The organism is Clostridium sp. UBA7503 (genome assembly GCF_002477055.1).
In the GTDB taxonomy this organism is placed as follows: Bacteria; Bacillota; Clostridia; order Clostridiales; family Clostridiaceae; genus Clostridium_J; species Clostridium_J sulfidigenes.
Window position 1 is genome coordinate 37,950 of record NZ_DLNT01000039.1, and the last position, 12,219, is coordinate 50,168.

The window sequence follows — 12,219 nt, forward strand, 5'->3', positions numbered from 1 at the left end:
TATTACGATTCTAAATTATATATTGTTGCTATCCTCATTGTTCAACTTTTTTAAAATAATATCTAGCTTTTCATCTATCTCTTTATTTCTATTAACAAAGTTTTTACACCATTTTACGACTTTATAAATAGCTATTAAAATTAAAAATATTAAAATAACATTTATAATAGAAATTATTATTATCTTATTATCTACCTCCATCTATAGACTCCCTTCTTAATTTATAATACTTATTTGTTTTCTCTCATATTGAATTCCTCTACATTTAGCATAATTATGGAATTTTCTATTTTCCCATCAACTGTTGAATATTGAAGATTGAAATAAAGATTATTCTTAATAAGACCCAACTGTTCTTCATTGAATAATTGTTGTGAACTGATTTCTCCTATACTTTTATTCAACAAAAGTTCATCAGATAAAGATGTTCCTTTATTATCCCATCCATTTAAAACTGCTTTTGATAAAACTAAATATTTATCTCCTTCTTTATCTAAATAGATATTTTGAGAATATGATTCAATTTGTTCTTCTTTGCTTCCTATATACTGTATATTGCCGCCACTAACTATATGCTTGTTAGGAAATAGAATAATTAACCCTTCTGTTACTCTTATATCTGTGTTTTCTCCCTGAAATGAATACACTTTAAATTCTTGGTTATCCAGCTTAGTTTTGTACCACATAGTTGTACCAATGAATACTATATTAGTTATAACTAGAAAAAATACAATCCAAAGTATAAATTTTCTCTTCATACATTTTTCCTCCTTAATTAACTATTGTACTTTTACCTGCTCCTCCTAATCCATCAATTCCAATAGCATAAATTCTATTAGAAATATCCTGGTTTCTTAATTTCCTTAATAAACACTCCATTTAAGACTCCTCACTAAATAATATTATTATTTTGCTTCTTTATCATTTCTTCAAGTTTATTTATTCGTAAATTACCCATAATACTAATATAATTAAAATGTATTCCAATTACTTTATGCTAAAGTAATTGGATCATAGTTGCTACAATCCTGATTATCCAACTTTTTTAAAATAATCTTACTTTTGTACACCATTAGTCCATTTAATATAGTTATATGCTAACTGTAATAAAAATGTGGTTATAACAAATATTGTGATTATCATATTTAAAACCCTATTATCATATGAAAACCATACTTTAAGTATAAGAATCATACAAAATGGTAAAAAACATAATGTTCTAATAAATTTTCTTCTATAACTTAAATTCCAATAGCAAAATTCAAGCCCTTTATCTACTTTATTATTATCATTATTGTTCATAGCTCCTCCAAATCTTATTTTTGTATATTTTTACAATATATAATTATTATACCTTATTATTAACTATATCCCTATAACTTTTACACATTTTTACTCTTTTAAATCTTAAAAAGATTAATTATAATAAATCTAATTTACTTTTTATAAATCATACACTTTAAAATGAATAATGCTATAATTTATTTATTAATGATAATATTGTATTGGAGGGAATTTTAAAATGAAAGTCTTATTAATAAACGGTAGTCCTAATGAAAAAGGATGTACTTATACTGCTTTATGTGAAATAGCAATGGAACTAGAAAAAGAAAATATACAATCAGAAATATTCCATGTGGGCAAGGCTCCTATTAGAGGCTGTATGGGGTGTGGTCACTGTTATAAAAGTGGTAGTGAAAGATGCGTTTTTAATGATGATACTGTTAATATTGCTTTAGAAAAAGCTAAAGATGTTGATGGATTTATCTTTGGTTCTCCAGTTCACTATGCTGGTGCTTCTGGTATGATTACATCATTTTTGGATAGATTTTTCTATGCAGGTAGTGGCTTTGAATATAAGCCTGGCGCTGCTATTGTAAGTTGTCGTAGAGGTGGTTCCTCTGCTACCTTTGACCAATTAAATAAATACTTTACTATATCAAACATGCCAATAGTTTCTTCACAATATTGGAATATGGTTCATGGCAATACTCCAGAAGAGGTAAAACAAGACCTTGAAGGTATGCAAACAATGAGAACTCTTGGTAAAAATATGGCTTGGCTATTAAAATCTATAGAAGCAGGTAAAAAAGCGGGAATATCCTTACCTAAAAAGGAAGAAAAATTAAGAACCAACTTCATAAGATAAAATGAAAACAAAAGTGCTTTTGCAAAATATCTTACTAATTTCATGTAAGATGTCTTGCTAAGCACTTTCAATTTGTATTATAAAGTTTGCTTTACTCTTCATATCCTTTTGGATTTTGGCTTTGCCATCTCCAAGAGTCTTCACACATTTCTTTTATTCCCTTTTCAGCTTTCCACCCTAACTCTTCATTAGCCTTTCTTGGTTCTGAATAGCAAGTTGCAATATCACCAGGTCTTCTTGCCGTAATTTTATAAGGAATTTCTTTTCCACTAGCCTCTGAAAATGCCTTAACTATATCAAGAACACTATATCCATTTCCTGTTCCTAAATTATAAGTTACAAGACCTGAATTAGTTTTTAATTTTTCTAGTGCCTTTAAATGACCTTTAGCTAAATCTACTACGTGAATGTAATCTCTAACTCCTGTTCCATCTGGTGTGTCATAATCATCCCCAAATACACTAAGCTCCTTAAGCTCACCTATAGCAACTTTTGTAATAAAAGGCATTAAATTATTTGGAATACCACATGGGTCTTCTCCAATAGTTCCACTTTCATGGGCCCCAACTGGGTTAAAGTAACGAAGTAATGCTATATTCCATGAATTATCAGAGCTATATAAATCTCTTAAAATTTCTTCTAACATTAGCTTTGTTCTTCCATATGGATTTGTAGCAGATAGTGGTGCTTCCTCTGTAATTGGAATAATTTTTGCATCTCCATAAACAGTAGCTGATGAGCTAAACACAAAATTTTTAACTCCATATTTTCTCATTAATTCTAAAAGTACAAAAGTGCTAGTTAAGTTATTGTGGTAGTACTCTAGGGGCTTAGCCACAGATTCTCCCACAGCCTTAAAGCCTGCAAAATGAATTACTGAATCTATAGTATTTCCACTAAAAACCTTGTCCATATTTTCCTTGTTTAAAACATCATATTTATAGAATTTAGGCTCTTTTCCTGTAATAGCCTTAATTCTATCCTTTACTAACTCTTTACTATTACTTAAGTTATCTACAATAACAACTTCATACCCCTCTTTTAATAGCTCAACAGTAGTATGACTACCGATATAGCCCATTCCTCCAGTTACTAAAACTGCCATGTAATACACTCCATTCTTAGTTTATTTGTGTAAAATTTTAACTTATATCGTAGCACTTACCTATATTGACAATGCCAGATAAATAACTTCGTATACAATTATATCTCAAATTGTAAAATTATTAAAGAAAAAAGAGCTATTAGTTTAGCTCCTTATTTAGAGTCCTTAAAAATTCATCCATAGTATCTTTATCTACACTATAAAAAATTTTATTATCTATCTTTTCCATATATACTAACTTAGCTACAATTAAAGCATTCATGTGATAAGAAACTGTAGCTGTAGTAAGAGAAAGAGCCGAAGCAATTTCTTGTCCAAACATAGATTTTTTCTTAAGCATCTTTATAATATTAAATTTACTTCTATCGCTTAGACACTTTAATCTATCAATTAGAACTTTTTCCTCATTATCATTTCCTATGGAAGTGCATAAAAGCTCATAAAACTTCCATCCAAAGTACATATATTCTCTTCTTTCATTATTAAAGACATAATTTCTAGTTGACACAAATGATACTGAGTTAAATCTAATTATACTTAGATAGATATAAATATCATTTCCCCACTTATCAAAGATTTTCATACTTGTAGAGTCAGAGATAAATTTAGGGTTTTCTTCAATTAAAGCTTTAAGTTCATCTATAGATTTTTCTACTTCTTTTTCCATAACCTTAAAAGCTTCTTTAAATACATCTATAGAATCTATTATTATATCAATGAGTTCACTAAAATATTCCTTTGGATTCTGAGAAATAACTGTAAGCCACCACTTAGATTCACTGTCTAAAGTACATGTTTCTATAAGATAAGGCATAAATTCTTTTTCTACATCTAAGTTAGATAATTCATCCTCAATAGAAAAATCATCACTAAAGTAATCATCTTGACATAGAATATCCTTCATAGCAAGTTCTTTCAGTTCTATGGAATCTAAATTCTCAATTCTTCTACGCATCTTAATTAACTCATCTTCAGTAATGTTATTAATAAATATGCCAGCTATACAATTTGTTTTTTCATAGACCTCACTAATATCCTTAAAGAATATTTTTAGTCTATCTATAGGTATTTTATTTTTAACTTTAAATTTTCCTATAAATTTGAAAAAATTTTTTAAGTCTTTATTTATATATTTATCTACATCTTGATCAAATTTTTTAAAACTGCCCCTCAGCTTTTTAACTATTTGTTCTTCATTAACTATAAAATAAAGAGTGCTTTTTACTTCCTCAATTAAATTAATGTTATCCTCTACTATATATTTCATGTAAAACTCCTTTTTGCTCCTTCATATGAGTAAGTTCTAAAAACTAAATAAAGCATTTAGTTTGTTACTTAAATTTCCTGCATGCTTTTATTATAACGTTGACATAGGAATAATACCACCATGCCTATTCCGAATATTAAGAATAGCTGAGCTGTGCTTAAGAATACACAGAGACTTCCTACTACTAACGATCCTACTGGTGTAGCTGCCATACATAATGAATTAAGTATTCCTGCTGCCCTTCCCAAGTATTGTTGTTCCGTCTTTTGCATAAAAGTTATATTTACTATCATCATAAATATACTAGCAGATACGCCGAATAAAAAGCCTACTAAAATGATAACACTATAAAGTACTAAATCAACACCTATCATAGGTATAAATGCTAAGGCTAAATATGAAATCCCTAGGATTACCCCTGAAATTATAAATAAATTAATTCCTTTAAATTTTTCTGCTATTTTAGGATATATAGCACCACCAATAAGCATCCCTGTAGTTAGGCTAAAGCTAATCATAGCAACTACTTCAGGACCTTTTAACAACTCTTCATTTACATATGCAACTCCTAAAGTGTTAAAAGGTATCATAAATAGATTAATTAATGCGGCAAATATGGTTATTGACATCAAAATTTTACTAGTCTTTAAATAGATAAATCCATCCTTTAAATCTACAAAGTACCCCTTCATATTTAACTGTTGCTTCTTTAAAATCTCTTCTTTATATCTAACCATAGCCATAAATATTCCACAGAGAAAAAAACTAACTGCATTAACAATCATTCCGCCACCAATACCAATGACTGCAATGATTCCGGACGCTACAGCAAGTCCTACTAGCTCCACAATTCTAGATAAAGTAGATTGTACAGCCCTTGCATAGGCAAACTTTTCTTTTTCAATAATTAGTGGATAGGCTGCTATTGCTGCTGGTCCTTCAAAGGATTCAAAGGTAGAATTAATAAAAGTAAATATAAATAAATGATATGGCTTAAGTAATCCCAATATAAACATCAATGCTGTGATAGTTACTACTGTAGCTCTCCCTAAATTACAAAGAACAACTACATTTTTCTTCTTTTTATAGTCTACAAACACACCAGCAATAGGTTGAAATAATATTGTTGGAATAGCATTAACCCCAAAAATTAAAGCCATTAACGCAGTACTGCCTGTAATCTCATATACCATCCATGCATAGGCAATGGTATCAATAGAATCCCCAAACCTTGAAATCAGATTACCAATGATAAACAAGCAAAAATTTTTATCCATAAGTATGTCTTTATATCCTATTTTTTTCTTTTCTACAGCTAAATCCATAACCACACCCCTTTTACATAATTTATATATTATTTATTTTTTTCCTAATACTAGTTTATAATCATATTAGATAATTATCAATATTAATTAGATATACATCTAATATAAGTTAAAAATAAAAAGGGCAAGAAGTATTTATTCAACATCAACCTTTATCAAGATGTTTTACTACTTCTCAACCCTTTATTTCTTAATTATTTTTTTCTTCATTACTATTTAAACATTTTAAAAATAGCTCTACTAGTACTGGATCAAATTGGGTACCTGCACATCTCTTCAACTCTTTAATAGCCTCTTCTTTATTCATAGCCTTTCTATATACCCTGTCATGAGTCATAACATCATATGCATCAGCAATAGCAATAATTCTTGCCATAAGCGGTATTTCTTCTCCTGCAATGCCTAAAGGATATCCACTTCCATCCCACTTTTCATGATGAGTTAAAACACATTTTGCCACATTCATTATTTCACTAGAAGCATTGATTATTCTAAACCCCTTCTCCGCATGAGTTTTCATCACTTCAAATTCATTTGTTGTAAGTGGCCCTGGTTTTAAAAGTATATCTTCCTCAATGGCAATTTTCCCAATATCATGCAGTCTAGCGATTATCATTAATTCATCCATTTGCGAATTCTTAAAACCATATCTCTTTCCTATTTCCAATGCGTAGGATTCTACCCTTTCAGTATGTTCTTCTGTTTCCATGTTCTTAGCTTCTAAACTTTTTTTAAGCGAGTTCATCATGGAACTCCTAACACTATTATGTTCTAAGAGCTTTTGCCTATACACTCTCTCTTCCACTTCTTTAATACACTTATCAATATCTTCTTCTACAGAACGCTTAACCACTTCACCAAGAGCAATGCTAAGTTCAATGTAATTATGTTTATAATTTTTACATTCACTCCTTATTTTTTCTACAGTTCTCTCACAACCACTTTCATCACAGTTTGGCAGAAGTATCATAAATTCATCTCCACCCCACCTAAAAACAAAACCTTTATCAGTACAAGCTTTATTAAGAACACTAGATATACTTTTTAGTAGTCTATCTCCTTCTAGATGCCCTAGAGAATCGTTGACTAACTTTAAACCATTAACATCTCCCATAATTATTCCTAAAGGAAGGTACTGCTCATTATTTAATTCCTGGATCTTTTCTTCAAAGTAAGTTCTGTTATATATTCCTGTTAGAGCATCGTTATAACTCAAATATCTGAGTCTATCCTCTAATTTTTTTTGACTAGTAATATTTCTAGCTAGTCCCACTATTCCCAAAACTTCACCTTTTTTATTTATCACAGGAGCCTTAAAACTCTCTTCTATAATTCTGTTTCCATATTCATCTAAAGTAATTCCCTCAATATATTTTTCTTCTTTACTCGCCATTATTTCTTTATCTACTTTAATAAAATTTTCTGCAATTTCCTTATCTGGATAAACTTCTAGATCAGTTTTTCCAATTACATCATCTACTCCAAATTGCTTATAATAGTCATTAAAATTTTTATTGCAACCAATATATCTTGATTCTTTATCTTTATAAAAAATAGCTTCTGGTAACGAATCTATTATAGTTCTAAGAATACTTTTTTGATTTTGAAGTTCTAGTTCTCTTCTTTTTTCTTCTTCAACATTTACAATGATACCACCTAAAGCATTAACATTACCATTAATATCTTTTATCGGGAATACATAGCACTCTTCTGCTATTTCTCTATTAGTTTCATTATAATCATATATCGATAATTCTTCAAAATATTCCTTTGTTTTTTTGTTATATACACTTACTACTTTCTTCGGAAATATTTCTTCATAGGTCTTACCTTTTACTTCTTCTAATTTTAAATTATAATCTTCTTCACAGGCTTTGTTAATAAAGATAATTTTCTTATCTATATCTGCAATCCATGCAGACCATGGCATATTCTGTAAGTACAATTCAGCTAACCCCATATTTATCCCCCATATTTATCCTTAATAATTCATCCTCATTTTATTCTACCATTTTTATTAATATAATATCTACATTTTCTCATAAATCTATATAACCCATGAAAAGGACTATATGAATAATTCTTTAGCTATTTGCTAACATAGAATAATTATAAATTTTCATCTAGTCCTGCATTAAATTCGATAAATTATAGTCGCCTTCTTCGTGTTAATTCCCTTTGTAATTTAATCTGAAATCTAGGATCATTAGCAATGTAGTAGCTTAAAATATCACCTATAGTTTCTCCATCTAACCCTTCAATTCCACCTCTTTTATCTACTTCATCTTCTATAATATCTAAAATATATTCTTCTAGAATTTCTCTTGTTAACTCCTCTCTCTCTTTTATTTCTTCTTCCCTTTCCTCCCTTTTCTCTTTTTCCTCATCAGTTTTTAATCTTTCTTCTATTGATATATATTTATTATTCCTTTTCTTTTGTTTTTTCCTCTTTTTCTTAATCTTACACAAAAAACACCCCATATTAATCCTCTCTATTTAAAATTCTTTCATTATAAATTTCGCCTACTAATCCTTTCTAATTAGCATCTTCCCTAAGAACTCTATTTATATAGTGAACTCCGTATCTTTGTTATAATCTGTTCTTGCAATCAAATATCTTTTTAGTATTTTAGAAGTATATACTCTAAAATATACGGAGGGTTCTATTTTTATAGAGTAACCTTTACTAGCTATAGCTAATCTAAGTTCTTCTATTGTATAACATGGATTATCTAGTTTAGTATATATCCCACCCAGTTGTAATGGAGTGTGACTATCGCTACCTGTAATTACATTAACTCCTATTTTACTAGATAATTCATATAACTCTCTTCTTACCTCTTCTTCACCTTTTTTGAATATATCTTTAGCATTTAAATCTATAGCATCTAATCTCTTTAGTAGTTCTTCAGGATGATTACATAACTTATGTCCTCTCCTAAAAGGATGTGCTCCTATTTTTAAACATCCATACTCATCAGCTAAATCTAATAACTCTTTAAATTCCACTAAGTTTTCTCTATTCATATAAGGTTCTAGCCTTTCATGAATCTCTAATATAGCCTCTCTCCTTCCTACTAAAACAACATGTCCCTTATCCTTTATGCTCACTTCCATAGCAGGAAAAACAGAAACTCCTTTAACTAAATACCTATGACCTTTGTATTCATAGTTTTCTTCAAGATATTTATATATTTCTTTAAAATTTATAGCATTAAAATGTTCACACATAATTATTCCATTTAATTTACATTGCTTTGCATATTCAATTTCCTCATTAAAAAATCTCTCATTAAAATCTTTTCTTTTACTCAACAATCCATGGACATGAAAATCTATGTTCATATTAACTTCTCCTCATAAAATTACTGATAAAATGTAGAATCTAAACTGTAAACTCTCTCTTATTATTATTATATAGAAATAACACCAGTAAGTTCCCCTTATCCGAATTGCTTCTCATACATTATACATAAATAAAGGACTGCCCCCAAATAATTATGAGACAGTCTTTATGCAAAACTAAAATCTTATTTTTTCTTTTCTAAGTCTTTGTATTGCTTTTTTTTCTGTAATTACTGCTACAACTTGACTTTTTAAATTCTTATTTTCTGAGTATTTTCCATGGAAGGATAAGAAATTAAAATTTCCAATAAGAGCAAGATTTTCATCACAAATTAAAGCTCTTTCACAGGTATCACCCTTTTTTATTTCAAAAAGTTTACCATAGTTACTAAAATCATCTTTAATTATATCTGCTATTCTTTCTGATCCTCTTTCCATTTCCTCCATATTAAAATCCTTATTACTACCTAAGCCATAAACTATTCTAACCTTAACATCTCTGTTTAATGCCTCTTTCAAAAGACTATAAACTTTTTCCTTATACATTACATGATTATTTATCCAAGGAGTAACTATGTCTATTTCGCTTTTAGCTGCAATTAAAGCTTCTTTGAAAATATCAATAATTTCATCATCCTTTATAGCTTTATAATCAGCTACCCCTAGTCGAGATAAGCTATTCACTATTTCTATAGTACAATCTACATTTTTCTGAACTGAAGTCATATAACTCTCTTCTAATTCTTCTATATTCCTTTTAATATTTTCACTTATTTTTTCATAATTTCCTTTTTTCTTTAGTTCTTCAAATTCATCGGTAATGTTATCCACCATTTGATTAATTTGTCTCTCACTTTGTCTTATACAAACATCCATAACATTATTAGTATGACTCTTTAAGCTTTTTTCAAAGCCATCTAAATTTATGTTACTACTATTTTTAATTTCTCCCTTCATAGACTTGAACTGCTTGTCTATATTTATTCCTATTTGCATCTTTAATGAAGTGCTCTGTCTTGTTAAAATTTGTTCTACTTCTTTAGTATAAATATTCATACTTTCATTTAAAAGCTCATTTATTTCTTTATTAATTCCCCTGTAATCTTTTTCACTATTATCACTAACATAATTTTTTATTTTGGTTTCTATAATTTCTATGAGTTCCTCATTATTCTGTGAAAATTTGTTTCTTGCCTCTTTTATTACATCTTCATAAGTATTATTAACAGTTTCTCCTATTTCATTGACTATCTCTTTCTCCACAAATCTTTTTTTCCCTTTCATAGTGGTTGCTAAAACATCAGACATACTATTATTAACTCTATCATTTGCATATTCTATAACATCTCTTTTTACTTTACTTATCTGATTATTAACTTTTTCCCTTATATCATCTTTAATGTCAAAAGTTTTTTCATCTACTGTAACCACTGCTTCTACTTGTTCTTCATGACTCTTCTTTTTCTTCTTTAAATTATACCCCTCAAGTAACTTTGAAAATAGAAATACACATAATGTAGCTAAAGCTATTACTAGTAAAATAGTAATTACTAAAGTTACTGTGCTTTCTCCTAAACTTTTAAACATCATTTTTCCCCCACAATCCTATTTGCATTTAAATTTACTGTAAACACCCCTAAAACAAATAATATATACTTTCATAATTAAGATACTACATATTATAATATTCTACCAAAATATATAAATCTTTATAGTTAAAAGAAAATATGATGAAAACTTTCAAATAAGTATGCTATAATCTATGTTATCCTATTTAAATCTTATGAAAAGGAGTAATAAAATGGCAAATATAACCTTTAATAATATTGTTAAAAAATATGATGAAACCAATATTGCTGTTGAAAACTTTAACTTAAAAATAAGAGATAAGGAATTTATTGTTTTAGTTGGACCATCAGGATGTGGAAAATCCACAACTTTAAGAATGATTGCAGGTCTTGAAAGTATTACAGAAGGTGAAATATTCATTGGTGATAAATTAGTAAACAATATAGCTCCTAGGGATAGAGATATTGCCATGGTATTTCAAAGTTACGCTCTATATCCCCATATGACTGTATATAAAAATATGGCTTTTGGACTTGAAATGAAAAAGGTACCAAAGGATGAAATTCATAAAAAGATCACTGAAGTTGCTAAAACTCTAGACATTGAAGAACTATTATATCGTAAACCTAAGCAGCTGTCAGGGGGGCAATGTCAACGTGTTGCACTAGGACGTGCTATTGTTCGTAATCCATCGGTGTTTCTACTTGATGAACCTCTATCAAATCTAGATGCAAAGCTTAGAACTCAGATGAGAGCTGAGATAATCAAGCTACATAAAACTTTAGGTACAACCTTTCTATATGTAACCCATGATCAGACAGAAGCAATGACCATGGCAGATAGGATTGTACTAATGAAAGATGGACTTATCCAACAGGTAGATACCCCTATGAATCTATATAATAATCCTTGTAACTTATTTGTAGCAGAATTCATGGGATCTCCTAAAATGAATACCCTAGAAGTTACTCTTATAAACAATTCTAACAATTTTTATGCTAAACTTAATTGCATTACAATTAAATTACCTAATACAGATAAAATTAAGTCTTTATTTAACAACTACGCAAAGAAATCTATTATCTTAGGCTTTAGACCTGAAGATATATATGTTGAGAATAACACCATTAAAGATAGTCTAAGCAATATTATTTCAACTAAAGTTGATATTACTGAACTAATGGGATCAGAATCATACTTATATCTAGATTGTAACGGTAACAAGTTAATAGCAAAAGTTCCACCTTCTACAGATATAAAGTCAGAACAAATAAATATAGCAATTGATACTAATAAACTTCATTTTTTTGATAAAGATACAGAAGAAAGAATAAATATCTAATATTATTAAATTTAAAAATCACCTTCTTAAAAATTATTAAGAAGGTGGTTAATTATTAACTTTTACTAAAATGTCCATATCCTCTCATAGATATGAAACTATATAAATATTAATATA

12 protein-coding genes are annotated in these 12,219 nt (G+C 28.7%); 2 read left to right on the forward strand and 10 right to left on the reverse strand.

Annotated features, from left to right (window positions below):
• Positions 1-15: 15 nt before the first annotated feature.
• The 3 genes from B3630_RS10280 to B3630_RS10290 all read right to left on the reverse strand — a co-directional run bounded on the left by B3630_RS10280 (position 16) and on the right by B3630_RS10290 (position 1,302).
• Entirely contained in the window at positions 16-201 is a 186-nt protein-coding gene (locus tag B3630_RS10280) for a hypothetical protein (RefSeq protein ID WP_346897849.1), read from the reverse strand.
• Positions 202-230: 29 nt separating this feature from the next.
• A complete protein-coding gene (locus B3630_RS10285; RefSeq protein WP_346897851.1) occupies positions 231-758 on the reverse strand; it encodes a hypothetical protein in 528 nt (175 codons plus the stop codon).
• A 298-nt stretch (positions 759-1,056) separates the two neighbouring features.
• Positions 1,057-1,302 (reverse strand): hypothetical protein, encoded by a 246-nt coding sequence (locus B3630_RS10290; protein WP_346897853.1) that lies wholly within the window; start codon positions 1,300-1,302, stop codon positions 1,057-1,059.
• A 220-nt stretch (positions 1,303-1,522) separates the two neighbouring features.
• Here B3630_RS10290 and B3630_RS10295 point away from each other — a divergent pair, with 220 nt between their 5' ends.
• The gene (locus B3630_RS10295) at positions 1,523-2,149 is read left to right on the forward strand and encodes a flavodoxin family protein (protein ID WP_346897855.1); all 627 of its coding nucleotides are present in this window, start codon (positions 1,523-1,525) and stop codon (positions 2,147-2,149) included.
• A gap of 91 nt (positions 2,150-2,240) precedes the next feature.
• On the opposite strand, the gene galE is transcribed toward B3630_RS10295, so the two are convergent.
• The 7 genes from galE to B3630_RS10330 form a co-directional block, all read right to left on the reverse strand.
• Entirely contained in the window at positions 2,241-3,254 is a 1,014-nt protein-coding gene (gene galE / locus B3630_RS10300) for a UDP-glucose 4-epimerase GalE (RefSeq protein ID WP_346897857.1), read from the reverse strand.
• Between the two features lie 139 nt (positions 3,255-3,393).
• Positions 3,394-4,521 carry an ArsR/SmtB family transcription factor gene (locus B3630_RS10305; protein ID WP_346897859.1) on the reverse strand — a complete coding sequence of 376 codons (1,128 nt, stop codon included), beginning with the start codon at positions 4,519-4,521 and terminating at the stop codon, positions 3,394-3,396.
• Positions 4,522-4,589: 68 nt separating this feature from the next.
• On the reverse strand, positions 4,590-5,846 hold the full coding sequence (locus B3630_RS10310; RefSeq protein ID WP_346897861.1) for an MFS transporter: 1,257 nt from the start codon (positions 5,844-5,846) through the stop codon (positions 4,590-4,592).
• Positions 5,847-6,036: 190 nt separating this feature from the next.
• Positions 6,037-7,806 (reverse strand): sensor domain-containing diguanylate cyclase/phosphohydrolase, encoded by a 1,770-nt coding sequence (locus tag B3630_RS10315; RefSeq protein WP_346897863.1) that lies wholly within the window; start codon positions 7,804-7,806, stop codon positions 6,037-6,039.
• A gap of 188 nt (positions 7,807-7,994) precedes the next feature.
• Entirely contained in the window at positions 7,995-8,315 is a 321-nt protein-coding gene (locus tag B3630_RS10320) for a hypothetical protein (protein WP_346897865.1), read from the reverse strand.
• Positions 8,316-8,411: 96 nt separating this feature from the next.
• On the reverse strand, positions 8,412-9,191 hold the full coding sequence (locus B3630_RS10325) for a PHP-associated domain-containing protein (protein WP_346897867.1): 780 nt from the start codon (positions 9,189-9,191) through the stop codon (positions 8,412-8,414).
• Between the two features lie 177 nt (positions 9,192-9,368).
• The gene (locus B3630_RS10330; RefSeq protein WP_346897869.1) at positions 9,369-10,778 is read right to left on the reverse strand and encodes a hypothetical protein; all 1,410 of its coding nucleotides are present in this window, start codon (positions 10,776-10,778) and stop codon (positions 9,369-9,371) included.
• 214 nt (positions 10,779-10,992) lie between these two features.
• Between B3630_RS10330 and B3630_RS10335 the strand changes: the two genes are divergently transcribed.
• Complete coding sequence (locus tag B3630_RS10335; protein WP_346897871.1) at positions 10,993-12,102, forward strand: ABC transporter ATP-binding protein; 1,110 nt, start codon at positions 10,993-10,995, stop codon at positions 12,100-12,102.
• Positions 12,103-12,219 lie beyond the last annotated feature (117 nt).

What these genes read in the sequence shown, in the direction of transcription:
- B3630_RS10280 (WP_346897849.1), bottom strand. Translation starts at nt 201, where the DNA reads ATGGAGGTAGATAATAAGATAATAATAATTTCTATTATAAATGTTATT.
- B3630_RS10285 (WP_346897851.1), bottom strand. Translation starts at nt 758, where the DNA reads ATGAAGAGAAAATTTATACTTTGGATTGTATTTTTTCTAGTTATAACT.
- B3630_RS10290 (WP_346897853.1), bottom strand. Translation starts at nt 1,302, where the DNA reads ATGAACAATAATGATAATAATAAAGTAGATAAAGGGCTTGAATTTTGC.
- B3630_RS10295 (WP_346897855.1), top strand. Translation starts at nt 1,523, where the DNA reads ATGAAAGTCTTATTAATAAACGGTAGTCCTAATGAAAAAGGATGTACT.
- galE (WP_346897857.1), bottom strand. Translation starts at nt 3,254, where the DNA reads ATGGCAGTTTTAGTAACTGGAGGAATGGGCTATATCGGTAGTCATACT.
- B3630_RS10305 (WP_346897859.1), bottom strand. Translation starts at nt 4,521, where the DNA reads ATGAAATATATAGTAGAGGATAACATTAATTTAATTGAGGAAGTAAAA.
- B3630_RS10310 (WP_346897861.1), bottom strand. Translation starts at nt 5,846, where the DNA reads ATGGATTTAGCTGTAGAAAAGAAAAAAATAGGATATAAAGACATACTT.
- B3630_RS10315 (WP_346897863.1), bottom strand. Translation starts at nt 7,806, where the DNA reads ATGGGGTTAGCTGAATTGTACTTACAGAATATGCCATGGTCTGCATGG.
- B3630_RS10325 (WP_346897867.1), bottom strand. Translation starts at nt 9,191, where the DNA reads ATGAACATAGATTTTCATGTCCATGGATTGTTGAGTAAAAGAAAAGAT.
- B3630_RS10330 (WP_346897869.1), bottom strand. Translation starts at nt 10,778, where the DNA reads ATGTTTAAAAGTTTAGGAGAAAGCACAGTAACTTTAGTAATTACTATT.
- B3630_RS10335 (WP_346897871.1), top strand. Translation starts at nt 10,993, where the DNA reads ATGGCAAATATAACCTTTAATAATATTGTTAAAAAATATGATGAAACC.